The following is a 24,640-nucleotide window of genomic DNA, read 5'->3' as shown; positions in this document are numbered from 1 at the left end:
TCCGTTTTTCGAAGCGTTATTCGCCCGCTATGAGTTGCCGGCACCGCCGGCGAGCGCGTCCGCGACGGCAAGTTCCGCCATGGCCAGAACGGCCACACGGGTTTTTGCTGCTGCGACAAAGCGTCCATTGTGGCAGAAGCTTGCGCCGTCCACACCGGACGCGGTCTCGAGATCTGCGCCGGTCAGTCCGGCCCATGCGGCCGGCAGGTCGGCCCGCACCTCGAACCCCTCGTCGGCGCGGCGGATCGTTGTCAGACACCAGTCTTTTTCACGGGGATGGACGACGAACAGCAGGTGATCGGCGCCGGCCTTGACGACAGCGGCCCGGAAGGGCATGCCGAGCGGCAGCTCCAGAATGCGCCCCTCGCCTGCCGTCTCGATCGCCTTATGGACGAGGCCCTCAGCCCGCAGTTTGGCAGCACTCTGGGCGAGCTTCGCCTCGACGAAACTGCGCGCGATGGCGAGCGCCATGTGAAAGGCGCTGTTTTCGGCTTCCGGATCGGTGGCATCGAAAACCGGCTTCAGAGTTTCCAGGAGCACCGGCAGCGTCAGGCCGGCGAGCGGGCCGGCAATGGCTGGATTGAGCGCGCCATTGTCCATCAGATCGATCGGCAGCACGAAGCCAGCATCGAACGACGCATGCACGGCGTCAATATGCGCCTCCGGCAGACCGGTCGCTGCAAGATAGGCGCGGCCATAATGGTTCCAGATCAGTCCGAACGAGCTATAGGGCTGGCCATCGGCGCGCAGCGGCGCACCGCGCTGGTGGTGATCGAAGATCTGCCGGTCCGCATCATAGGCGCCGCCGACATCATAGATGATGCGGTCTGCAGCAGGGGTGATCCACTCCGGCGCGCGGCTGCGCATGATCCGGGCCTGTGGAAACAGCCGGGTGAGGATTACGCTCGACAGCAGTTCGTCGGCATGGAACCCGCCGGAATGGGTCACGAGAAAATCTGGGGTCATGCCGGGATGTGCCTTTGTGTTCGCGGGCGCCGCTTTTTACAATGTCCCCTCAGATAGTCTTTGCCGACGCACATCTCAACCCGCGACCGCCGCATTTCCCAACGCGGCAAGGGCTGCGCGCTGTCACACGCGCCAGGCTCTATCCGATTGCAACGATCTCGATGTCGTGGCCGCCGGTTTCGACTTCATCGCCGACGGTTTTGCCGAGGAGCGCGCGGGCGACCGGGGACATGTGGGAAATCGAGCCGGCCTTCGGATCCGCCTCGTCCTCGCCGACGATGCGATAGGTCTGGACGCGGCCGTCGTCGCGGCTGAAGGTCACCGTGCTGCCGAAGGCGACAATGTCGGTCGATGCCGGATCGGCCATCAGCTGGGCGGTGTGAACCCGTGCTGCAAAATAGCGCACGTCCCGCAGCGGGCCGGCAACCTGTCGTCGCCGCTCGTTGACATCCTCGATCGTGCTCGACGCGTCATAGAGCGTTTTGGCCTCGCCCAGCTGCTGCTGAAGCGCCTTCAACCCGGCCTCGGTGACAAGGTTCGGGTGCGGTGAGACGGGACGGTCAGGCAGCATGGTTTCCGCAGCCGTTTCCGAACTTTCTTCCTTGGTGAAGGCGACACTCACTTCAAAACTCCATTCCGGCGCGCCGAAAGCGGCGCATTACAAAGGGCCATTGCCCATCCGCCCCTATATAGGGCGGCATCCGCCACAATGCTTGCGAAAGCCTGATCATTCCGGCTGCAGCTCCTGCTCGACCAATGCCGTCCAGAAGGCGATGCCGGGGCCGAGTGCTGCGTCGTTGAAGTCATAGGCCGTATTGTGATGCAGCGCGCCGTCGATGGCCGGGCCATTGCCGAGCCAGACATAGCAGCCGGGTGCCTTGTCCGCGAAAAAGGAAAAGTCGTCGCCGGCTGTCGACGGCGGGAACTTCGTGCGGACGCGTCCGCCAAAGACCGTCGAGGCAGCCTTGCACGCCCTTGCAGTCGCGTCCGGATCATTGATGACGGGCGGAATCCGGCGCTCGAAGGCATAGTCGGCCTGGATGCCGAACATGGCGGCAGTGCCCTTGGCCAGACGGCCGATTTCGGTTTCGAGCTGGTCGCGCACCTCCGGTGCATAGGCGCGGGCCGTGCCGCCGATCTCGACCTTATCCGGAATGACGTTGAGCGCCTCGCGGTTGCCGGCCTGGACCGAGCAGGCGCTGACGACAGCGGGCTGCAGCGGGTCGACGACGCGGCCGACGATCGTCTGCAGCGATGCCAGAAACGTGCCGGCGGCAGTGATCGGGTCGCGGCCGAGATGCGGCTTGGCGCCATGCGTGCCAGTGCCGCGAAAGGTGACGCGCCAGCTGTCGGACGAGGCCAGCTGCGGCCCCTCGACCACGGCGATTTCGTCGGGATCAAGGCCCGGCATGTTGTGCAGGCCATAGACGGCATCGCAGGGGAAACGATCGAACAGGCCGTCCTCGACCATGCGCCGCGCGCCGCCACGCCCCTCCTCCGCCGGCTGGAAGATGAAATGCACCGTGCCGGAAAAATTCCGCGTCTGCGCCAGATAGCGGGCGGCGCCCAGCAACAGCACCGTGTGGCCGTCATGGCCGCAGGCGTGCATCCGGCCATCAACCGTGGACTTATGGGGGCGATCGGCTGTTTCCGGCATTGCGAGCGCATCCATATCGGCGCGAAGGCCGATGGTCCGCGGCCCCTTGCCGACCGTGAGCGTGCCGACCACGCCGGTGCCGCCAAGGCCGCGATGCACTGTTATGCCTGCATCTTCGAGGATATCGGCGACGATGCCGCCGGTGCGGACCTCTTCGAAGCCAAGCTCGGGATGGGCGTGCAGGTCACGGCGCAGCGCGGTCAGGAACGGCAGGTCGGCGGACAAAAGGTCAGGCAGGTTCATCGGTCGGGCAATTCCTTGAAGGGCTGTCACTCTTGGAGGCTGGAACGGGCGCCTTGCCCGTATACCCGGACACTGAGCGCATGCTTCGACTTGACGCCCTGCCGGTATAGTGGAAAACCAGCCGGAATCGAAGGCCGATCCTGCTGTTATCGCATGGATATTCGTGGCCTTCGCTGAAAAGGGGAAATACCATGCAGCCGCATGACTTCTGGCAGGAACTGCATCCGCCCGCGACCGTCGATCCGCTGGCCGAGCATCGGGATTTCTATCCCGCAACGCTTGGCGACGGGCGGCACTTGCGCCTGCCGATCCGGCCGCTTGCGGATGGCCATCATGCGCTGGCATCGCTGATCATCAACCAGGCGAGCTTTGCCGTACAGGATGCGCTGTCGGAGCAACTCGCGGACAGGCTCACCGCGTTTCGGCCGGACGTGATCGTCGGGCTTCCGACGCTGGGGCTGACGCTTGCCAGCGGCGTTGCCCGCGCGCTCGGCCACAGCCGCTACGTACCGCTCGGCACGTCGAAGAAGTTCTGGTACGACGCGGACCTTTCGGTGCCGATGTCGTCGATCACCACGCCGGACCAGGTCAAGCGGCTCTATATCGATCCGCGCATGCTGCCGCTCTTGCAGGGCCGCCGCGTGGTTCTGGTCGACGACGTGATTTCGAGTGGCAGCTCGATCGTCGCCGGGCTTTCGCTTCTGGCGATCGCCGGCATCGAGCCTGTCGGCATCGGCGCCGCCATGCTGCAATCGGACCGCTGGCGGGCGCGGCTTGCAGAGCGGGGCGCGCATTGGCCGGACCGCACCCTTGGCGCATTTTCAACGCCGCTATTGTCGAAAACAGCAAAGGGCGGCTGGTCTGCCTGAACAGACTCAAGCCGCCCCCTTTTATCGAAACGTGGCGTTATTCGGCCGGTTGAAGGCCTGCCAGCGGCACCTCGTCCTCGCGCGTGCCGCCCAGGGCTGCTGCCAGCTGCACCGTGTCGAGTTCGTTTTCCCAGCGGGCGACGACGATGGTTGCAACCGCATTGCCGACGAGATTGGTCAGCGCCCGGCATTCCGACATGAAGCGATCAATGCCGAGGATCAGCGCCATGCCGGCGACCGGCACGGCCGGCACGACCGAAAGCGTGGCGGCCAGCGTGATGAAGCCAGCGCCGGTGATACCGGCAGCGCCCTTGGAGCTGAGCATGGCCACCAGCAGCAGCAGGATCTGATCGCCCCAGGACAGCTCGATGCCGGTTGCCTGGGCGATGAACAGGGCCGCCAGCGTCATGTAGATATTGGTGCCGTCGAGATTGAAGGAATAGCCGGTCGGTATGACCAGACCGACAACCGAGCGCTTGCAGCCGGCCTTTTCCATCTTGTCCATCAGGCCCGGCAAGGCCGCTTCCGACGACGACGTGCCGAGCACCAGAAGCAGTTCCTCCTTGATGTAGCGCAGGAGGGCGACGATCGAGAAGCCGTTGTAACGGGCAACCGCGCCGAGCACGACGAAGACGAACAGAAGCGCCGTCACGTAGAAGGTGCCGATCAGCATGGCAAGGTTGGCGATCGAGCCGACGCCGTATTTGCCGATGGTGAAGGCCATGGCGCCGAAGGCACCGATCGGGGCGGCCTTCATCAGAATGGCGACCAGCTTGAACACCGGCGCCGTCAGCGCGTTGAGGAAGTTGACGACGGGCTCGCCCTTCTCGCCGACCATGGCCAGCGACAGGCCAAACAGGACGGAGAAGAACAGCACCTGCAGGATGTCGCCATCGGCGAAGGCGCCGACGATCGTTGTCGGGATGATATGGGTGAGGAAGCCGACAATGCTCTGCTCATGGGCCTTTTCGGTATAGGTCGCGACCGCCGAAGGATCGAGCGAGGCCGGATCGATGTTCATGCCGGCGCCGGGCTGCACTACATTGGCGACGATCAGACCGATGATCAGCGCAAGCGTCGAGAAGGTCAGGAAGTACAGCATGGCCTTGCCAGCGACGCGGCCGACCTTCTGCAGGTCGCTCATGCCGGCGATGCCGGTGGCGACCGTGAGAAAGATGACCGGCGCGATGATCATCTTCACCAGCTTGATGAAGGCATCGCCGAGCGGCTTCAGCTGCGTGCCGAATTCCGGATAGAAATGGCCAAGCAGAATGCCGGCGGCGATCGCGACCAGAACCTGCACATAGAGATGGCGGTAGAAGGGTGTCTTTTCTGCCGGCTTTGCGGCCGCATCGAATGCTGCAATCATGATGTCCTCCATGAGACCCGTCCGGAACGAATTCCGGCCTCCCGGGCCATTTGCTTCAAATCCAACGACGAAGCCGTTGTTGGCAAAACCATTCGCAAGCGCCGTGCCAGTTTCTGCAGATCCTCTAAGCATCTGAAAATAAATGCTTTAACCAGACATCGAAATCTCCGATGAGCTCATTCGTGCGGAAATCCGCACACGACTATTTACAGTCCGTGCAGAAATATGCACAAATCTCCCATGTTTTTTTCCCTCCCCGCCCGGCTCTCGCCACCCGATCCCTTGCGCACAGGCATTCGCCGTTCGTGGATCATCTTCGGCCTTGTCTGCCTGGTGGCCGTCGTCGCGAGCCTTGCGGTCAGCGGCGAGATCGGAAAGCGCCGCGCCGAGACATCGGTGGCGCAGCAGGCGCGGATCGATGCAAGCCTGAATGCCGCTTTGTTGCGGACGGTGCTCGAAAAATACCGGGCCCTGCCCTTCGTCCTGTCCAGGGACAAGGACCTTGCGGCGACCCTTGCCGGCGGCAGCGCAGGCGAGCGCGATCAGCTCAACCGCAAGCTCGAAACGCTGTCGGCGGGAACGCAGGAGTCCGTCATCTATGTCATCGGGCCGGATGGCATCGCGATGTCGGCCAGCAACTGGCGCGAACCGACGAGCTTCGTCGGCAATGACTATCGCTTCCGGGCCTATTTCCAGGGCGCCCTGAACGACGGCCGGGCAGAGCATTTCGCGTTGGGCAGCGTCAGCAAGAAACCCGGGCTCTACATCTCGCAGCGCATCGACGGGGAACGCGAGGGTAAAAAAACGCCGCTCGGCGTCGTCGTCGTCAAGGTCGAGTTCGATGCCGTCGAGGCCGACTGGGCCGCATCCGGCACGCCAAGCTATGTGATCGACGATCGCGGCATCGTGCTGATCACCAGCATTCCCTCCTGGCGCTTTATGACCATCGGCAAGATCCCCAACACGCGTCTCGTGGCGATCCGCGAAAGCCTGCAGTTCGGCGATGCGCCGCTGCAGCCGCTGCCATTCGACACGGATGGGTCTCTAGACGAGCGGGCCGAGCGCGTGCGCATCGTCATGCCCGGCGATACCGGCAAAGCCGAGCGCGTGCGCATCGTTATGCCCGGCGATACTGGAAAGACCCGCTTTCTCGAGGTCGGCCTGCCCGTGGCGGAAACGCCCTGGCAGTTGCAGCACCTGGCGCCGCTCGGACCGACCATCGACGCCGGCATGCGCGAGGCGCGCCTGTTGGCGATGCTGGCCCTTCTGCCTGTTGTGGCGGGGGCTGCCCTGCTTTTGCGCCGGCGCCATGCCACCGCGCTGCGCCTCGACAGGGAAGAACGGACGCGGGCTGAACTCGAACGTCGCGTCGAAGAACGGACGATCGATCTCAGCCGGGCGCGCGACCGGCTGCAAGCGGAAATCAACGACCATCGCAGCACCGAAAGCCGCCTGCAGGCGGTGCAGCAGGATCTCGTCCAGGCCAACCGCCTGTCAATCCTTGGTCAGGTCGCGGCTGGCGTCGCGCATGAGATCAACCAGCCGGTGGCGACGATCCGCGCCTTTGCCGACAATGCACGGACCTTTATCGATCGCGGCCAGTTGACACCGGCCGTGGACAATCTCGAAAGCATAGCAGCGCTGACCGAGCGGATCGGTACGATCACCGACGATCTCAAGACCTTTGCCCGCAAGGGACGCATCGCCGCTGCGCCGACCGACATCGGCAACATCATCGATGGCGCCCTGATGCTGCTGCGCAGCCGCTTTGCCGGGCGCATGGACAGGCTCGACATCGCGCGGCCCTCGCCCGATTTGAAAGTGATGGGCAACCGCATTCGCCTGGAGCAGGTGCTGATCAATCTCGTCCAGAACGCGCTGGAAGCGGTGGCGCCCAAGGCAGCCGACGGGCGGGTCGCCATCACCGTCGACGAGGACGGGGACAGCGTGACCGTGACGGTATCCGACAATGGCCCCGGCATCGCGGCCACCATCCGCGACAACCTGTTCACGCCGTTCAACACCTCCAAGGAAAGCGGGCTGGGGCTCGGGCTGGTGATCGCCAAGGACATTGTCGAGGACTATGGCGGCCGGATCGACGTTTCGAGCGACAGCGACGGCAGCCGCTTTGCCATTCATCTGAAGAGGGCCTGATACCATGGACACGCCAATTCCCGTTGCGCTGATCGACGATGACCGGGACCTGCGCCGCGCCACCATGCAGACGCTGGAACTCGCCGGGTTCTCGGTTTCGTCCTTTGCCAGCGCCAAGGCAGCCTTAGAGATGCTGTCGCCGGATTTCGAGGGGCCCGTCGTCAGCGATATCCGCATGCCTGAAATCGACGGGCTGCAGCTCTTTGCCAGACTGAAGGCCATGGATGCGGATCTGCCTGTAATCCTGATGACCGGACATGGCGATATTCCGATGGCCGTGCAGGCGCTGCAGGCCGGGGCCTATGATTTCATCGCCAAGCCGTTTCCGGCCGAACGGCTGGTGCAGAGCGTGCGACGGGCGGCCGAGAAGCGGCGGCTCGTCCTGGAAAACCGGGCGCTGCGCCATGCGGCCGAGGCTGCGCAGGATGGCCTGCCGCTGATCGGCCAGACGCCGGCGATGGAAAACCTGCGCAGCATCCTGCGCCACATTGCCGATACCGATGTCGACGTGCTCGTGGCCGGCGAAACCGGCAGCGGCAAGGAGGTCGTTGCCCAGACGCTGCATCAGTGGAGCCGGCGCCGGCGCGGCCATTTCGTAGCCCTCAACTGCGGCGCGCTGCCCGAGACAGTGATCGAGAGCGAGCTTTTCGGCCATGAGGCCGGCGCCTTCACCGGTGCGCAGAAAAGGCGCATCGGCCGGATCGAGCATGCCAGCGGCGGCACGCTGTTTCTCGACGAGATCGAAAGCATGCCGGCCGCGACACAGGTGAAGATGCTACGCGTGCTGGAAATGCGCGAGATCTCGCCACTCGGCGTCAACGAGGTGCGGCCGGTCGACCTGCGTGTCGTCGCAGCCGCCAAGATCGATCTCGGCAATCCGGCCCTGCGCGGCGATTTCCGCGAGGATCTCTACTACCGGCTGAATGTCGTGACGATCTCCATCCCGCCGCTGCGCGAACGGCGCGAGGATATACCGTTGCTCTTCCTGCATTTCGCCGGCCGCGCCGCCGCCCGCTTCAACCGGGATATCCCGGACGTCTCCAATGCCGTGCGCCAGCATCTGATGACGCATGCCTGGCCGGGCAATGTCCGTGAACTCTCGCATTTCGCTGATCGCGTCGTGCTGGGGCTGGAGGGCGGCAAAGCTGCACCCGCCGCGCCCGAACCATCCGCAGGAACCCTGCCGGAACGGCTCGAACGCTACGAGGCCGACATGCTGCGCGAGGCCCTGTCGGCCCATGATGGCGACGTGCGCCGCACCCTCGAGGCGCTGGGCATTCCGCGCAAGACCTTCTATGACAAGCTGCAGCGCCACGGGATCAGCCGAAGCCTCTATGCGGCGGGCAAGTAAAAGCGGCATGCCGTCATCGGAGATCGGCTCCGGCTTTCCGCCGACATGCCAGCGACCATCATGGAGAGTAGATCTTGAAACTGTTTCATGGCCTCTGCGCCTTTCCACCGACGCCGACCGATACAGAAGGGCGGGTCGAGATCGAACCGCTGCACGGTCTCTTGGACCGAATCTACACGTCCGGCGCGGATTCGATCGGCCTCCTCGGCAGCACCGGCGGTTATGCCTATCTGTCGCGCGACGAACGCAGCCGCGCCGTTCAGGCCGCCGTCGATTGCGTTGCCGGCCGCAAGCCTGTCATCGTCGGCATCGGGGCTTTGAGGACCGACGCGGTTCAGGCGCTGGCACGGGATGCCGGCGCGGCCGGCGCAGACGGTCTGCTGCTTGCGCCCATGTCCTACACGCCGCTCACCGAGGAAGAGGTGTTCCAGCACTTTTGCGCCGTCGCTGGCGTCACCAGCCTGCCGATCTGCATCTACAACAATCCGGGCACAACGAAATTCACCTTCCGCCCGGCGTTGATCGCCCGTCTCGCGGCCATTCCCGGCATTGCTGCCGTGAAAATGCCCTTGCCGGCCGACGCGGATTTTTCCGGCGAACTGGCCCTGCTGCGCGCGCAAACCCGGCCGGATTTCAGCATCGGCTACAGCGGCGACTGGGGGGCCGCAGACGCCCTGTTGTCCGGCGCCGACGCCTGGTACAGCGTCGTGGCCGGTCTGCTTCCCACGCCTGCGCTGCAATTGACGCGCGCCGCACAGGCCGGCAATGCTGCGGAAACACAGCGCCTGAACGCGACCTTCGAGCCGCTCTGGTCCTTGTTCAGGGAATTCGGCAGCTTCCGGGTGATGTATGCGATCGCCGCCTGTCTCGATCTGTGTCGGTGCGCGCCGCCGCGTCCCGTATTGCCGCTGTCGTCCACGGATTACGGCCGGGTGGAAGAGGCATTGCAGCCGTTCCTGTAGAACATGCTACCCCTGCCAGCCGTCGAGAAAGCGAACGCTCTCGACGCCGGTGAATTTTGCCAGCCGCGCCAGCTCTGCCGCGAGCCGATCCAGGCGCCCGGTGGATGGCTTGACGCCGGGCTCCCACCAGAGGCGCTTGACATCCAGCGTGCCGGCCTTGCGATCGGCTTTCATGTCGATGCGGCCAACGAGGCGGTCGGCTTCAAGCAGCGGAAAGACGTAATAACCGTATTCGCGCTTGGCCTCTGGCACGAAGACCTCGATGCGATAGAAAAACCCGAACAGGCGTTCGGTGCGGTTCCGGTCCCGGATCAGGGGATCGAAGGGGCTGAGAACGCGGATCCGGGCGGGCGGATCGACCAGCGTGCCGAGCGTGTCCGGGAACCCCAGGAAGGCATAGGACGGGCGCGGCTTGCCGCCGTCGGCCGGCGCAATCAGCACCTCGCAGAGTTCGTCGCGATGGGCCACCACCCAGTCCTTGGCCTCTTCGGGCGACACAAGCGCAAAAAATGCCGCGATCTCGCCATGGGTGGCAAAACCGAGACGGGTCAACGCTGCGCGGCAGCACCAGTCGATGAAGGCGGCTTCGCTGACTTCCGGCGCATAGTGATGGGCGGGCAGAACGCGCTCGGCAAGGTCATAGACCTTCTGGAAATTGCGGCGGCCGGCGATGGCGAGCTTGCCGGTGTGCCAGTAGAATTCAAGCGCCGTCTTGTTGGGGTGCCAGTTCCACCAGCCGCCGGACTTGTGGTCGGCGACCTTGATATCGCGCGACATGGTGGGTCCGTTGTCCGTGATGCGCTGCAAGGTCTCCTCGAAGGCCGCGTCAAAACCCTCGCCGTGCCACTTGCGCCAGCGCTCCCGCAGAACCAGTTCGCGGCGGACAAAGCGATGTTTCCAATAGGCGAAAAAGGCGCTCGGGATGATCGAGGCATCATGCGTCCAGTGTTCGAAAAGCGCACCGTCCTTTTCCAGAAGCTCGCTCAGGTCCTCGCGGCGATAGGTCTGGTTGCGGGAAAACAGGATCTGGTGATGGGCTCGCTCGATCGTCTGGATGCTGTCGACCTGGACGAAACCAAGATCCTGGATGAGCGCCAGCAGGCCCTGCTTGCCAAGCGCACGGTTGGGCGCGGCCGCAAGCCCCTGGCGGTTGAGGAAGATCAGGCGCGCATCGCGGTTGGAGACGAGAATCGACATATGTGCAATCTACGCAGATGTTCACTTTTTGTTCAAGAGCAAGACATATCGGTTTACGGCAAGATGCATGGCCGATTTCCATTCGGTGAAAATTCGTCCTATAGAGCCCCGATATCGCGCGGGAGATCACGGTTGGACATATGCTTTGCCGATTCCACGGTCCGTTTCGGGGATCGCATCGCGCTCCATCCGCTGACGCTGACATTGCGCGAGCGGCGCATCGGCATCATCGGTCTCAACGGTTCCGGCAAGACAACCTTTGCCCGGCTGATCAACGGTCTCGTGAAGCCGACTTCCGGCTCGGTCACGGTCAACGGACTGGATACCGTCACGGACGACAAGGCGGTGCTCGGACAGGCCGGTTTCATCTTCCAGAACCCGCAGAACCAGCTCATCCTGCCGATCGTTTCCGAGGACATTGCACTCGGGCTCAAGGGACGCGGGCTTTCAAAGGCGGAGATCGAAGCGCGGACGCAAGCCGTTCTCCTGCGGTTCGGCATCGGCCATCTCGGGTCGCGGCGGGTGCATGAGTTGTCCGGCGGCGAGCTCCAGCTTGCCGCGCTGGCGTCCGTTCTTGTGACTGCACCGGATATCCTGATCATGGACGAGCCGACCAACCAGCTCGACATCCGCAACCGCGCTCTGGTTGGCAGAACCATTGACGGGCTGGACGAGCATGTCATCGTCATCAGCCACGATCTCGACCTGATCGCCGATTTCGACAGGGTGCTTTTGTTTCACGAGGGCCGGCTGTGCGGGGACGGGCCGCCGGCGAAGATGGTTGAACTTTATCGCGAGATCGCGGCATGAAGACACTTTACGTGGACGGCAACACCGCCCTGCACAGGCTGTCGCCGCGGGTGAAACTCGCCGGGCTGATGCTGGCCAGCATCCTTCTGTTCCTGACACGCTCGCCGCTTGCGCTCGGCACGGCGCTGGCGCTTGCGATTTATCTCTACGCCATGCTGCCGCTCGGGTTCAAAGTGTCGCTGCATCGACTACGTCCGGTGTTGTGGACGATCGCCGTGGTCGCGCTGTTCAGTTTTCTCGTCCAGTCCGCCGAAGAAGCCACCGTCGCGCTGCTGCGGCTGAGCGTGCTGATGCTTTTGGCCGCATCCGTGACCGCGACGACGACGGTCAGCGCCTTTATCGAGGTTGCGACGGAGGCCGCGCGGCCGCTGGAACGCATGGGTCTCGTCAACGCGGCCGATATCGGCCTTGCGATCGGGCTGGTGATCCGCTTCGTGCCGGATATCACGGGTCATTACCAGTCGGTCCGCGACGCCCATCTGGCGCGGGGCATCAAGCTACGGCCGTTGACGGTGGTGGTTCCGCTAATCATTCTGACCCTGAAGAGTGCCGATGAGGTGGCGGGCGCCATTGACGCGCGGGGCATAAGAAATCAAAAGGCATAGACCTGCAACGTAAGGAATCGCTTTTATGAGCACGAGAGACCTCGTTCTGACCGCCCTTTTCACCGCCATCATCGTCGCTCTCGGCCTCGTGCCTCCGGTCAGCGTGTCGCTGGTGCCCGTGCCGATCCATGCGCAATCGCTCGGCGTCATGCTGGCGGGGCTGATCCTCGGCGCCAAGCGCGGAACAGCCGCCGTTCTCCTGTTCCTGCTTCTGGCTGCGATCGGGCTGCCGGTTCTTGCAGGCGGACGGGGCGGGCTTGGCGTCTTCGTGGCTCCTCCGGCCGGCTATCTCGTCGGCTTCGCGTTTGCTGCATTCGTCGCGGGGTTCCTGTCGGAGCGCTTCGTTAACGCCCGCCAGTCGGGGTTTGCGCAGATCAGCGGCTTTTTTCTGGCCGCGGTCGTCGGCGGCATTCTGGTGGACCATCTCATGGGTGTGCTCTGGCTCGCCTACGGCCCGACAGGTCTCGGCCTCACCAAGGCAACGATCGGTACGCTGGCCTTCGTTCCGGGCGATATCCTCAAGGCGGGCATCGCCGCGCTCGCCGCCCGCGCGGTTCTGGCCGGCTATCCGTTGCTTCCTCACCGGGCTTGATGGTCGATGTTTGGCGGCCTTGCTTTCCGTCATCCCGGACTTGTTCCGGGATCCAGCGACCCGACGTCTGTCGGGTCAAAAGACTCTTTTCGCCCAAAGACTGGGGCGACTGGATTCCTGTGACGAGCACAGGAATGACGGAGATTGGAGAATGTCTCTTTTCCAATCACCAGACATTGCGGCGCACAGAATGCAGGTTTGTCGTCTTCCCCTGTTGAAAACAGCCGGCCGTTCTACCTATCCCATGGACCTTGAAACCCCCAGCGCCTAGGTTTCCCCCATGACAACCATCCTCTACGAAAACCCGATCTTCCTGGAACACAAGGTGCCGGACGGCCATCCGGAGCGGCCGGACCGGCTGAAGGCGCTCAATCTTGCGCTGGAGCACGAGAATTTCCAGCCCCTGACGCGCCTTCAAGCGCCGCAGGCGAACGAGGACTATGTGCTTCTGGCGCACCCCGAAGCGCACCTGCGCACCGTCATGTCGGTCATTCCGGAAGAGGGCATCAATTCTTTCGAGGCAGACACCCATGCAAGCCCCGCCAGCCTGCAGGCGGCACTGACCGGTATCGGCGGAGCGATCGCCGCCGTGGATGCGGTGTTTTCCGGCAAGGCCGACAACGCCTTCGTCGCGTCGCGCCCGCCTGGCCACCATGCCGAGAAGAACAAGGCCATGGGCTTCTGCTTCTTCAACAATGTGGCGATTGCCGCCCGCCACGCCCAGCAGAAACACGGCGCCGAGCGTGTCGCCATCGTCGACTGGGACGTGCATCACGGCAACGGCACGCAAGATATCTTCTGGGACGATCCGTCGGTGCTGTTCTGCTCGACGCACCAGATGCCGCTTTATCCCGGCACCGGGGCCAAGCACGAGACCGGCGCCGGGAACATCGTCAACGCGCCTTTGTCGGCCAATACCGGCAGCGACCATTTCCGCGAGGCGTTCAAATCGCGGGTGCTGAGTTCGCTCACGGACTTCAAGCCCGATTTCATTTTGATCTCGGCCGGCTTCGACGCCCACCACCGCGATCCGCTGGCACAGATCAATCTGGTGGCCGACGACTTCGACTGGGTCACGGCGCGGCTGATGGAACTGGCCGATCGCACGGCCGGAAACCGGGTCGTCAGCCTGCTCGAAGGCGGCTATGACCTCGAGGGACTGGCCGAATCGGCCGCCATCCACATCCTGCGCCTGATGAGAGGGTAATCATGACCACCGCACCGCAAATCGATGTTTCCACCCTCTCGTTCGAAAAGGCCGTCGAGGAACTTGAGGCGATCGTCTCGGCGCTCGAGCGCGGCGACGTGGCGCTCGACAAATCCATCGAGATCTACGAGCGCGGCGAAGCGCTGAAGAAACATTGCGAGGCCCTGCTGAACGCTGCCGAAAACCGCATCGAGAAGATCCGCCTCGACAGGGCCGGCAAACCTGCTGGAGTGGAACCGCTCGACGGGGCCTAAGGGGCGGTCCGGGAAAATCCCGGACCTCTGTTCGAATGCCTCCTTCACTTTGCATTTCAAAAGGCTAGTTCCCATCAGGTGAGCAGCCGTGCCGGTCATGATCGGCATGTGAAGGGAGATACAAATGGCAACGACGGAATCGGGCACAGCGGGAAAACAACCTGAGTTGAAACGGGTGATGGGCCCGGGGCTGTTGCTGCTGTTCATCATCGGCGACATTCTCGGCACCGGCATCTATGCCCTGACGGGACAGGTTGCTGCCGAAGTCGGCGGTGTCGTCTGGCTGCCCTTTCTGGTGGCCTTTGTCGTCGCCCTTCTGACGGCCTTCAGCTATCTCGAACTGGTGACGAAATACCCGCAGGCAGCCGGTGCAGCGCTCTATACGCACAAGGCCTTCGGCGTCCATTTCCTGACCTTCATCGTCGCCTTTGCCGTGATGTCGTCCGGCATCACATCGGCTGCGACCGCATCGCGGGCCTTTGCCGCAAATTTCTCTGCCGGCCTTGGAATGGACATGGGCGAAGCCGGTGTCATTGCGGTTGCGGTGCTTTTCATCGCGCTTGTTGCGGCGATCAACTTTCGCGGCGTCGGCGAGAGCGTTAAGCTCAATGTCGTGCTGACCGTGATCGAGTTGAGCGGGCTTTTGCTGATCATCGCCATCGGCTTCTGGGCGATCGGCCATGGCCAGGGCGATGTCTCGCGGATCTGGACCTTCGTGCCGCCGGAAGGCAGCAGCGGCGTCTTCTGGCCCGTCGTCGCGGCAACCACGCTCGCCTTTTTCGCCATGGTGGGCTTCGAGGACTCCGTCAACATGGCGGAGGAGTGCAAGAACCCCAGCAAGATCTTCCCGAAGGTGCTGCTGGGCGGTCTGCTGATCACCGGTGCGATCTACATGCTTGTCTCGATCTCGGCGATCACGCTGGTTTCGGCTGAAGATCTTGGCGAAGGCGAAACGCCGTTGCTGAAGGTGGTTCAGGCCGGGGCACCCGGCTTTCCGATCAGCATTTTCGGCCTGATCACCATGCTCGCCGTCGCCAATTCGGCACTCATCAACATGATGATGGCAAGCCGCCTGCTTTACGGCATGGGCCGCGAGGGCGTCATTCCGGCAGTGCTCGGGCGGGTCCACAAAAGCCGCCATTCGCCCTATATCGCGATCCTGTTCACGACGGCGCTGGCCATTGCGCTGATCACCCTTGCTGGCGGCGTGCCGGAACTCGGCGGCACAACGGCGCTTTTGCTGCTCTGCGTCTTTGCTGTGGTCAACATCGCCGTGCTGGTGCTGCGCAGGGACACGGTCGAGCACAAGCATTTTCGCACGCCAACGATCGTGCCGATCCTCGGTGCGATCACCTGCGCGTTCCTCGCCGGGCCCTGGACAGGGCGCGAGCCGGTGCAATATTTCATTGCCGCCTGCCTGATCGGGCTCGGCGTCGTTCTCTGGCTGGCGACGCTCGGCATCATGCGGCGAACGGAAAAGGCGGCGGGATAGACGCCGGGCGCGCAAATATGAGGCATCGGCAACATGCTTCGGCATGATTATGATCGGATCAGCCGCCCGATGATCTGGGAGACGATCAGTCAACGACTGCAACCATTGTTGACCGATATAGAGACGGCCATGGCTGCGAATGGAAAATAGGAGTTGTAACCCATGTCCTTCTTCCCCGGAAACGATCCGAGCGTCGGCGATGCACCGGCCTGCGATGCGATCGAGCATCTGATCATTCCGCGCACCAGCGACATCGGCAATCTTCAGGTGCGCCGGGCGCTGCCAACGGCCAAGCGCCGGCTGGTCGGGCCGTTCATCTTCTTCGATCGCATGGGCCCGGCCCTTCTTAAAGCGGGCGAAGCGCTGGACGTGCGACCGCATCCGCATATCGGGCTGTCCACAGTCACCTATCTCTTCGACGGCGAGATCAAGCATCGCGACAGTCTCGGCACGGAAATGGTTATCGCGCCGGGCGACCTCAACCTGATGACCGCCGGGCGCGGCATCGTGCATTCGGAACGCTCCCCGGAAAACCTGCGCGGAAAACCGCAATCGATTTCGGGCCTGCAGACCTGGCTTGCCCTGCCCGACCAGTATGAAGAGATCGCCCCAATTTTCGCGCATACAGAGAAACGCGATCTGCCGGCGTTTTCCGACAGGGGTCTGCAGGGCCGCATCGTCATCGGTTCCTTCGAGGGCATGGGATCGCCGGTCTCGGTGTTTTCCGATACCCTCTATGTCGATCTGACCATCGAAGCCGGCCGGAGCGCGCCGTTTGCTGCACAGTGGGAGGAACGTGCGCTCTATATTCTCGAGGGCGAGGCGATCATTGCCGGCGACCATTTCGCCAGCAACCAGCTTCTCGTCTTTCGCCCGGGCGACGAGATTACCGTCACCGCTGGTGCGCAGGGGTGTCACATCATGCTGTTCGGTGGCGCGGCCATGGGCTCGGCCCGGCATGTCTGGTGGAATTTCGTTTCTTCCTCCAAGGAGAGGATCGAGCAGGCCAAGGAAGAGTGGCGCAGCGGCCGCTTCGACATCGTGCCCGGAGACGAAGACGAGTTTATCCCTTTGCCCGAACGGTAATATTCGTTAAACTCCCTGTTTGTATCGCGACAAAAAACCGCTTTTGCAATCGATGGTGATTGTGTTTAAAGACGCTTTTTGCGGATATTCATCAGGAAACGCGTCTCATGAAAGGCGCGGGAATGAAGGCCTTTCAGCGTGACACAACTGCCAGTCAATCCGATGCCGGCGACCCCTCTGCTCGATCAGGTGCACATTCCTGATGATCTCAAGAAAATCGACGACAAGGATCTGCCGCAGCTGGCGACGGAACTGCGCGCCGAAATGGTCGATGCGGTGTCGCGCACCGGCGGGCATCTGGGCGCCGGGCTTGGCGTCGTCGAACTGACAATCGCCATCCACAAGGTGTTCAACACGCCGCATGACCGGCTGATCTTCGATGTCGGCCACCAGTGTTATCCACACAAGATCCTGACCGGTCGCCGCGACCGGATCCGCACGTTGCGCCAGGAAAACGGCCTGTCCGGATTTACCCGCCGCGCCGAGAGCGAATACGATCCCTTCGGTGCCGCCCATTCGTCGACATCGATTTCCGCTGGCCTCGGCATGGCGGTGGCAGCCGACCTGTCGGGTGAGCATCGCAACGTCATTGCCGTCATCGGCGACGGTGCGATGTCGGCCGGCATGGCCTATGAGGCGCTGAACAATGCCGGCGCGCTCGATGCACGGCTGATCGTCATCCTCAACGACAACGACATGTCGATCGCGCCGCCGACCGGTGCGATGAGCGCCTATCTGGCGCGGCTTGCCTCCGGCCGGACCTATATGGGCTTCCGCGATCTCGGCAAAAAGCTGACCGCCTATCTCGGCAAGACGGTGGACCGGGCGATCACCCGCGCCGTCGAACATGCGCGCGGCTACGTCACCGGCGGTACCCTGTTCGAAGAACTGGGTTTCTACCATATCGGCCCGATCGACGGGCATTCCTTCGAACACCTGCTGCCGGTCCTGCGCAATGTCCGCGACAATTCCAAGGGCCCGGTGCTGATCCATGTCGTGACGCAAAAGGGCAAGGGTTATCCACCGGCGGAAGCTGCGGCTGACAAGTATCACGGCGTCAATACGTTCGACGTGATCACCGGTGCGCAGGCCAAGGCCAAGCCGAACGCACCCGCCTATACTTCGGTTTTTGCCGAAGCGCTGACGCAGGAAGGCGGCTTCGACGACAAGATCGTCGCGGTCACCGCGGCCATGCCGTCCGGCACGGGGCTCGACAAGTTTGCGCTCGCCCACCCCTCGCGCTGCTTTGATGTCGGCATTGCCGAACAGCACGCGGTGACGTTTGCCGCCGGCCTCGCCTCCGAAGGCTACAAGCCCTTCTGTGCGCTTTACTCGACCTTCCTGCAGCGCGGCTACGACCAGGTGGTGCACGACGTGGCGATCCAGGGTCTGCCGGTGCGCTTTCCGATCGACCGCGCCGGCTTTGTCGGCGCCGACGGCCCGACCCATGCGGGCGCGTTCGATACGACCTATCTCGCCACCCTGCCCGGTTTCGTGGTCATGGCGGCTGCCGATGAGGCGGAACTGAAGCATATGGTGCGCACCGCCGCTGCCTATGACGACGGGCCTATCTCGTTTCGCTATCCGCGCGGCGAAGGTGTCGGCGTCGACATGCCCGAGCGTGGCCAGATCCTGGAAATCGGCAAGGGCCGGCTGGTGAAGCAGGGTTCCAAGGTGGCCCTGCTGTCCTTCGGCACGCGGCTTGCCGACTGCCTGCTCGCCGCCGAGGACCTCGATGCGGCAGGCCTGTCGACGACGGTTGCCGATGCGCGCTTTGCAAAGCCGCTCGACCACGCGCTAATCCTTCAGCTGGCGCGCCACCATGAGGTGCTGATCACGATCGAGGAAGGTGCCGTCGGTGGTTTCGGGAGCCATGTGATGCAGTTTCTCGCCCATGAGGGCCTGCTCGACAGCGGCCTCAAGGTTCGCCCGCTCGTGCTTCCGGATATGTGGATGGAACAGGCCAAGCCCGAGGTCATGTATGCCAAGGCCGGCCTCGACCGCGCCGGCATCGTCGCGACGGTGTTCAAGGCGCTCGGCCAGAAGCAGGTCGGCGTCGGAGTTGCCGGCTGAAGGCTGCACCGGCCCATCCCGCCCAAGGCGTCTAGCGCGTCGCGCCTTTGGCTTCGGCAGGGGCTGGGTGCGACCGTGACAGGGACGTGCAATTCTTGCGGGCTTCCAGATACTGGCCGACAACCAGTTGCAGCAGAACGCCCGCCGTCATCAGAAGGATCTGTTCGGGAAGCGTCAGCGAGCGCGGCAATCCCATGCTCACGGTCATCAGATCCGAAAGCAGGAGACCGGTGATGAAGACCGGCATGCTGTGGCGCCCGATCACGCAGATCGGCTGCAGGAAAGACCCGTCGGCCAGACGCCGGACCGCCTCGATGTTCCAGAGCACGTAGACGATGGCGATCGCATTGACGAGCCGCAGGATGCCGTCATTGGTCTTGCTGGTCATCGCGCGGTAAAGCCATTCCGACGGTGGCTCAATGAAATGAAAGTGGAACAGGATGTTGGCGGGAACTGCCAGAACACAGAAAGCCGCCGCGGCAATAAACAGGGCACGGTTGTAAGGCAGTGCCGGCCGGCCGGTCTTGAGGCGGACGCCGATGACCAGGCCGATCAGGAATATAAGCTGCCAGGACAGCGGGTCGAAGTACCAGTGTCCTTCCGGAAGCGCCGTGTTCACGAAATTGACATGGCCGAAACCGGCACCCAGCCAGACGAGCAACGACCCGCAAATGAGCAGTTTCGGCGCGCGGTCGTTCAGATAGAGGAACAGCGGCACGCAGGCGATGAGGATCACATACATCGGCAGAATGTCGAAATTTCCGGGCATATACCGCAGCAGAAAAATCGACGCGAGATTGCCCAGCGGATCGCTCCAGAAGCCCGTCAGACCGAGAATCGCACTCGCCTGCGCAAAGATCGGCAGATCCTTGGCCAGGCCGACGGAAAACAGGCCGACCAGTCCGACAAGCAAGGCCACATGAACCGCGTAGATCTTCCCCGCGCGCCGCAACGGCTTGGCCGCCAAAGACGGAAAATCAAGCGCGCCACCGCGTGGATAATAGGCCAGGGCTGCGGAAATGCCGGCCATCAGCACGAACAGTTCCGATGCGTCGGCGAAGCCGCGGGAATGCTGCAGCCCTTCCGAAAAGCTGAAACTCGAATGGCCGACGAAGATCAGGAGCAGCGACAGCCCCCGAATCAGATCAATTCTGTTTTCCCGCGCCTTGACCATGCCGATGCCAATTTCCTGCTGCTTCCTCCATGCCCGTTTTTCCGGCATTTATCGAGCGGTGTTTGATTTTCCGGTTAACGCAGGGTCGACAGGTACAGCACCCCGTCAATCCACCAGCGCCGGCAGGCATGGGCCTTTCCGCTTTCCGCAAAAACGCTGGCGACGCAAGCGGCAAAGCCAACGTTGCGCGGCGGCCTGCGGGTCTTTCGCAGCAAAGCCAGCGCGCTCCGCCAGAAAAGACAATCGCCCCCGGACATCGGGAGCGATGATGGCAGGAAACCTGTTGTCCAGGCTCAGGCCGCGCGGCGGTGACCGCTGGATTGCTGGGTGCCGCCAGTGAGCTGGAAGGCTGCGATCAGTTCGCGCAGACGGCTTGATTCCATCGCAAGCGTCGCACTTGCCGCATTGGTCTCCTCGACCATGGCGGCATTCTGCTGGGTCACCTGGTCCATCTGGTTGACGGCGGTATTGACCTCCGCCAGACCGACCGATTGCTCGCGCGACGACGTGGCAATCGCATCCATGTGCTGGTTGATGGTGATGACGTATTGCTCGATGGTTTTCAAAGCCTCGCCGGTCGCCCGCACCAGTCTGACCCCGCCTTCGACTTCGTTGCTGGAGTTGCGGATCAGGTCCTTGATCTCCTTGGCAGCCTTGGCCGATCGCTGCGCCAGTTCGCGGACTTCCTGTGCAACGACCGCAAAGCCCTTGCCCGCATCGCCGGCACGAGCCGCCTCGACACCCGCATTCAGGGCCAGCAGGTTCGTCTGGAAGGCGATTTCGTCGATGACGCCGATGATGCTGGAGATCTGGCTGGAGGATTGCTCGATCTTCTGCATGGCATCGACCGCGTTGGCGACAACGGTCCCGGATTCGGCGGCACTGGCATTGGCCTGGATCGCCACGTTGCGTGCCTCTTCGGCGCGCTTGGAGGAGTTGGAGACGTTGACCGTGATCTGGTCCAGCGCCGCTGCCGTTTCCTCAAGCGAGGCCGCCTGCTGTTCTGTGCGCTTCGACAGATCGTCGGAGCTGCTGCTGATCTCGCGGCTGCCATTGTCGATCGAGCCGGCCGAATGGGTGACGGCAAGCAGTGTCTGGCCGAGCTGGGCGACAGCCGTGTTGAGATCGTGACGCAGCGCCTCGAAATCCGGGGCGAAGGGTTCGTTCAGCTGGAACGACAGGTCACCGGCGGCAAGGCGCTTCAGCCCGGAAGCGAGGCCCGATGTCGCCTGCAGCAGGCGGGCCTGTGCGGCGGCTTCCGCCTCTTGCGCAACCCGGACTTTTTCCGCCTTGGCGAGGGCGCGCTGTTCCTTTCCGTCGGCCTCAAGCCGGCGGTTCTCGAGCGCCGACTGACGGAACACCTCAACGGCACCGGCCATTTCGCCGATCTCGTCACGACGGCCGGCATAGGGCACGGCCGTATCGGCGTCACCTTCAGCAAGACGGGTCATGGAGCCGGTGATGCCCTGGATAGGACGCGCAATGCCACGAACCGCAAAGGTGACTGCGATAATCAGCACCAGCGCCGCGATCCCGATGGAGATGAACACTTCCAGCAGGACAGAATTGTAAGCCTTGGTGCTGGCCATCTGCGCCGCGTCCGAGCCCGTGTTGTTGAGCGCGACCAGTTCCTCGATTGCAGCCGTGATCTTGGTGGCTTCGGCCCCCATCTCACCCTCAAAGAGAACCTTGGCAAATTCCTTGTCGTTGTCACCGGACAGCTCGAGCATTTCGACGCCAAGCTTGCGGTATGCGGCAAAACCTTCGCGAAGCGAAGCCATGAGCAACCGTTCGTTGTCGCTGGAAATCAAAGCTTCATAGACGCCAAGGACATTATCCGTGGCCGCGGACTGATCGGCGACGGCCGTGCCGGCCTTGGTCATCTGTTCCTTGTTGACGGCCAGAAGGTGCCTTGCATAGGCGAGACGCTCCGCGAGCAGCGCGGATTCCATCTTCCGGGCAGCCGAGACGCTGGGCAGCCAGTTGTCCGCAATTTCATTCGTGTTGGCGTTGAGCGTCCGCATGCCGCTGACGGAAAACCACTACAGGGCGGCGACAACGATCGCGATGATTGCAAACAGGCTGATCAGGGTTGTCTTGATGTTCGGACGGCGCATGCGGGACTCCGGCGTTTCAGAAGGAGCGGTGTGCTCCCGATCAATGGAACCGGACAAGTCATCATGTCAGACCGGGCAAATGTTCTCCGACGTCATGCCGGCGACTTTCTGCTACAATTGGCCGATTTTATTCACGCATCGTTAAAATTCACTGAAGCGTAAGCTCTCGATTGCCCGGCTGTGTTCCCTTCCCGGTCAATTCCCGGAAACTGGCCCTGCAAGCAACAGGATCAGGCAAAGCTTGCGCTGGCATGCAGAAGGGTGCCGATGCCGGCCAGCGATCGACGAATTTTTCACGTCCTCCTCAGTTTGCCGGCCAAAACATCGCAAAAGGCCGCATTATTCGGCTTGGGCGCGGCAAACATCTTGCCATGGCGGCCTCGAACAGCCATGACGGGCCATGTCCAACGAACCCAAAACCAGTATCCGCCTCGACCAGCTTCTCCTGAACCTTGGTCTCGTCGCCAGCCGCTCGCGCGCCCGCGACGCGATCCAGCGCGGCACCGTCAAGGTCAATGACCGCGTCGTCATCAAGCCATCCTCGACTTTTCCCGAGGATGTGACGATCACCATCGATGATCCGGTTCAGGCCTATGTCTCGCGCGCGGCGCTCAAGCTGAAGGCCGGGCTCGAGCATTTCGGCCTCTCCCCCGAGGGCCAGGAATGCCTCGACATCGGCGCCTCGACCGGCGGTTTCACCGAAATTCTGCTGCATGCCGGCGCCGAGCATGTGATCTCCATCGATGTCGGCCACGGCCAGTTTCATCCGCGCCTCGATGCCGACGATCGCGTCACCAATATCGAGGGACTGAATGCGCGGGCTTTGGACGAGGATCATCTCGACGGCCGCGCGATTACCTTCATCGTTTCCGACGTCTCCTTCATTTCGCTGAAGCTCGCTCTGCCACCGGCCTTGGACCTCGCGGAACCGGGCGCGCATTGCATCCTGCTGGTCAAGCCGCAATTCGAGGCCGGGCGCGAAGCGATCAGCAAGGCCGGATTGCTCAAGGATCCGTCGACGGCACCGGCGGTCGCTGCCGAACTGGAACGCTGGCTGTCCGAGGACATGGGCTGGGAAAGTCTCGGTCTCATCCCCTCGCCGATCGCCGGTGGTGACGGCAACGAGGAATATCTTCTGGCCGGACGCAAACCGCTGGACGATAACGCACGAGCCGATGAAACGCTGGACGACACCGAATGAGCATGGAAACGCTGACCATCGAGAAGATCGGCCTCTCCGGCGATGGCATTGCACGGGGTCCTTTCGGCCCTGTCTACGTGCCCTTCACGCTTCCCGGCGAGATCGCAGCCCTTGCGGTCAACAAGGACAAGGGCACGGTGATGTCGCTGAGCGGGCTGTCGCCCGATCGCGTCGCGCCGACATGCCGGCATTTCGGCCCTGAAGGCGAAAACGGCAGTTGTGGCGGCTGCAGCCTGCAGCATGCCAGCGACGACTTCTACCAGTCGTTCAAGCGCCAGATCGTGCTCGATGCCTTGAAATCCAAAGCGCTGGTCGCGGAGGTCGGACCGCTGGTGACAGCCCATCCGGGCGACCGCCGGCGCACGGTGTTTACCGCCCGGCGCACGGAAAAATCACTGCTTCTCGGCTACAACGAGCGCGAGAGCCACAATATCGTTTCCATTGTCGAATGTCCCATCGCAAGCCCGGGCATCGTCTCCAGGCTTGCGACCATCCGCACCATCGCAGCGGCAATGGCTGTCAATGCCGAGCCCTTCCGCATCACCGTTCTGGAAACGGCCGCCGGTCTCGATCTGGCCGTCGAGGGCATCAAGGCCCTGCCGGACCGGCAGCGGCGCATGGCTGTCGAAACCGTTCTCGGTGAAAAGGGCATTGCCCGTGTCGCGCTCAACGGCGAGATCGTCATCGAACCGCACAAGCCGGTCATCGACTTCGGCGGCATTTCCGTCTCGCCGCCTGCCGGCGGCTTTGCCCAGGCGAGCAAACCGGCCGAAGACGCCATGGCGGCGCTGGTCACCAGCCATATCGGCAAGGCCAAGCGCGTTGCCGACCTGTTTGCGGGGTCCGGCACCTTTGCGCTGAGGATCGCACGCACGGCGCGCGTCCATGCCGTCGAAGGTGAGGACAAGGCGTTGAAGGCGCTCGATTACGCGGCCCGCAACACGCAAGGCCTGAAGCCGGTGACGATCGAGAAGCGCGACCTGCTTCGCCGACCACTGATGACCGCGGAACTCAAGATCTACGACGCCGTCGTGTTCGACCCGCCGCGCGCCGGCGCGGAAGCCCAGACGAAGGAACTCGCCCGCTCTGGCGTGAAGAAGATCGTCGCCGTCTCCTGCAATCCGGTGACGCTGGTGCGGGACCTGCGCATCCTCGTCGATGCCGGCTACCGCATCACCTCGGTGACACCGATCGACCAGTTCCTCTGGTCGTCGCATGTGGAAGTGGTCGCGACGCTCGAGAAGTAGCGGAACCTGTCAAG

The 24,640-nt window shown here is 63.0% G+C and carries 21 protein-coding genes and 1 pseudogene; 14 read left to right on the top strand and 8 right to left on the bottom strand.

The features are described 5' to 3' along the window. Window positions 1-27 precede the first annotated feature (27 nt). The 3 genes from AX760_RS08095 to AX760_RS08085 all read right to left on the bottom strand — a co-directional run bounded on the left by AX760_RS08095 (window position 28) and on the right by AX760_RS08085 (window position 2,866). A complete protein-coding gene (locus AX760_RS08095) occupies window positions 28-966 on the bottom strand; it encodes an MYG1 family protein (protein ID WP_071832425.1) in 939 nt (312 codons plus the stop codon). Window positions 967-1,105: 139 nt separating this feature from the next. Beyond that, window positions 1,106-1,588, bottom strand: a complete 483-nt coding sequence (gene greA / locus AX760_RS08090) for a transcription elongation factor GreA (protein WP_071832426.1) — start codon at window positions 1,586-1,588, stop codon at window positions 1,106-1,108. Window positions 1,589-1,693: 105 nt separating this feature from the next. Then, window positions 1,694-2,866 (bottom strand): M20 aminoacylase family protein, encoded by a 1,173-nt coding sequence (locus tag AX760_RS08085; RefSeq protein WP_071832427.1) that lies wholly within the window; start codon window positions 2,864-2,866, stop codon window positions 1,694-1,696. 191 nt (window positions 2,867-3,057) lie between these two features. Between AX760_RS08085 and AX760_RS08080 the strand changes: the two genes are divergently transcribed. Then, on the top strand, window positions 3,058-3,735 hold the full coding sequence (locus AX760_RS08080; RefSeq protein ID WP_071832428.1) for a phosphoribosyltransferase: 678 nt from the start codon (window positions 3,058-3,060) through the stop codon (window positions 3,733-3,735). Window positions 3,736-3,772: 37 nt separating this feature from the next. On the opposite strand, the gene AX760_RS08075 is transcribed toward AX760_RS08080, so the two are convergent. Further along, on the bottom strand, window positions 3,773-5,104 hold the full coding sequence (locus AX760_RS08075; RefSeq protein ID WP_071832467.1) for a dicarboxylate/amino acid:cation symporter: 1,332 nt from the start codon (window positions 5,102-5,104) through the stop codon (window positions 3,773-3,775). A 225-nt stretch (window positions 5,105-5,329) separates the two neighbouring features. Between AX760_RS08075 and AX760_RS08070 the strand changes: the two genes are divergently transcribed. From AX760_RS08070 to AX760_RS08060, 3 genes are all read left to right on the top strand, one after another. Next, complete coding sequence (locus AX760_RS08070; protein WP_071832429.1) at window positions 5,330-7,258, top strand: sensor histidine kinase; 1,929 nt, start codon at window positions 5,330-5,332, stop codon at window positions 7,256-7,258. 4 nt (window positions 7,259-7,262) lie between these two features. After that, window positions 7,263-8,609: a sigma-54-dependent transcriptional regulator gene (locus AX760_RS08065; protein ID WP_071832430.1), complete on the top strand. Its 1,347-nt coding sequence runs from the start codon at window positions 7,263-7,265 to the stop codon at window positions 8,607-8,609. A 74-nt stretch (window positions 8,610-8,683) separates the two neighbouring features. Next, window positions 8,684-9,571, top strand: coding sequence for a dihydrodipicolinate synthase family protein (locus AX760_RS08060; protein ID WP_071832431.1), 888 nt, complete (start codon window positions 8,684-8,686; stop codon window positions 9,569-9,571). 6 nt (window positions 9,572-9,577) lie between these two features. Here AX760_RS08060 and AX760_RS08055 read toward each other — a convergent pair whose 3' ends face one another. Beyond that, the gene (locus AX760_RS08055; protein ID WP_071832432.1) at window positions 9,578-10,768 is read right to left on the bottom strand and encodes a winged helix-turn-helix domain-containing protein; all 1,191 of its coding nucleotides are present in this window, start codon (window positions 10,766-10,768) and stop codon (window positions 9,578-9,580) included. Window positions 10,769-10,900: 132 nt separating this feature from the next. Between AX760_RS08055 and AX760_RS08050 the strand changes: the two genes are divergently transcribed. From AX760_RS08050 to dxs, 8 genes are all read left to right on the top strand, one after another. Beyond that, a complete protein-coding gene (locus tag AX760_RS08050) occupies window positions 10,901-11,578 on the top strand; it encodes an energy-coupling factor ABC transporter ATP-binding protein (RefSeq protein WP_071832433.1) in 678 nt (225 codons plus the stop codon). Continuing rightward, window positions 11,575-12,183: an energy-coupling factor transporter transmembrane component T family protein gene (locus AX760_RS08045; protein ID WP_071832434.1), complete on the top strand. Its 609-nt coding sequence runs from the start codon at window positions 11,575-11,577 to the stop codon at window positions 12,181-12,183. Before AX760_RS08050 ends, AX760_RS08045 begins: the two co-directional genes overlap by 4 nt. A 25-nt stretch (window positions 12,184-12,208) precedes the next feature. Continuing rightward, window positions 12,209-12,775 carry a biotin transporter BioY gene (locus AX760_RS08040; RefSeq protein ID WP_071832435.1) on the top strand — a complete coding sequence of 189 codons (567 nt, stop codon included), beginning with the start codon at window positions 12,209-12,211 and terminating at the stop codon, window positions 12,773-12,775. Between the two features lie 280 nt (window positions 12,776-13,055). Continuing rightward, window positions 13,056-13,982: a histone deacetylase family protein gene (locus AX760_RS08035; RefSeq protein WP_071832436.1), complete on the top strand. Its 927-nt coding sequence runs from the start codon at window positions 13,056-13,058 to the stop codon at window positions 13,980-13,982. A gap of 2 nt (window positions 13,983-13,984) precedes the next feature. Next, the gene (locus AX760_RS08030) at window positions 13,985-14,236 is read left to right on the top strand and encodes an exodeoxyribonuclease VII small subunit (protein WP_071832437.1); all 252 of its coding nucleotides are present in this window, start codon (window positions 13,985-13,987) and stop codon (window positions 14,234-14,236) included. Between the two features lie 124 nt (window positions 14,237-14,360). Further along, window positions 14,361-15,728: an APC family permease gene (locus AX760_RS08025; protein ID WP_071832438.1), complete on the top strand. Its 1,368-nt coding sequence runs from the start codon at window positions 14,361-14,363 to the stop codon at window positions 15,726-15,728. A 162-nt stretch (window positions 15,729-15,890) separates the two neighbouring features. After that, the gene (locus AX760_RS08020) at window positions 15,891-16,814 is read left to right on the top strand and encodes a pirin family protein (protein WP_071832439.1); all 924 of its coding nucleotides are present in this window, start codon (window positions 15,891-15,893) and stop codon (window positions 16,812-16,814) included. A gap of 162 nt (window positions 16,815-16,976) precedes the next feature. Further along, the gene (dxs, locus tag AX760_RS08015; RefSeq protein ID WP_071832440.1) at window positions 16,977-18,887 is read left to right on the top strand and encodes a 1-deoxy-D-xylulose-5-phosphate synthase; all 1,911 of its coding nucleotides are present in this window, start codon (window positions 16,977-16,979) and stop codon (window positions 18,885-18,887) included. 31 nt (window positions 18,888-18,918) lie between these two features. Here dxs and AX760_RS08010 read toward each other — a convergent pair whose 3' ends face one another. The 3 genes and pseudogenes from AX760_RS08010 to AX760_RS28145 all read right to left on the bottom strand — a co-directional run. Further along, window positions 18,919-20,061: an OpgC family protein gene (locus tag AX760_RS08010; protein WP_175552035.1), complete on the bottom strand. Its 1,143-nt coding sequence runs from the start codon at window positions 20,059-20,061 to the stop codon at window positions 18,919-18,921. Window positions 20,062-20,354: 293 nt separating this feature from the next. Continuing rightward, window positions 20,355-21,650 (bottom strand): methyl-accepting chemotaxis protein, encoded by a 1,296-nt coding sequence (locus AX760_RS08000; protein WP_425348826.1) that lies wholly within the window; start codon window positions 21,648-21,650, stop codon window positions 20,355-20,357. Beyond that, window positions 21,648-22,085 (bottom strand): annotated as a pseudogene (locus AX760_RS28145) (MCP four helix bundle domain-containing protein); the annotation flags it as partial. The gene AX760_RS08000 and the pseudogene AX760_RS28145, both read right to left, overlap by 3 nt. Before the next feature lie 493 nt (window positions 22,086-22,578). Between AX760_RS28145 and AX760_RS07995 the strand changes: the two are divergent. Both AX760_RS07995 and AX760_RS07990 read left to right on the top strand, forming a co-directional pair. Further along, window positions 22,579-23,379 (top strand): TlyA family RNA methyltransferase, encoded by an 801-nt coding sequence (locus AX760_RS07995; protein WP_071832443.1) that lies wholly within the window; start codon window positions 22,579-22,581, stop codon window positions 23,377-23,379. Continuing rightward, the gene (locus tag AX760_RS07990) at window positions 23,376-24,626 is read left to right on the top strand and encodes a class I SAM-dependent RNA methyltransferase (protein WP_071832444.1); all 1,251 of its coding nucleotides are present in this window, start codon (window positions 23,376-23,378) and stop codon (window positions 24,624-24,626) included. Before AX760_RS07995 ends, AX760_RS07990 begins: the two co-directional genes overlap by 4 nt. Window positions 24,627-24,640 lie beyond the last annotated feature (14 nt).

Origin of the sequence: Pararhizobium antarcticum (assembly GCF_001885585.1) — a bacterium.
Classification (GTDB): Bacteria; Pseudomonadota; Alphaproteobacteria; order Rhizobiales; family Rhizobiaceae; genus Pararhizobium; species Pararhizobium antarcticum.
Note: the sequence above shows the minus strand (reverse complement) of the source record. Positions and strands in the feature narration are given on the sequence as shown.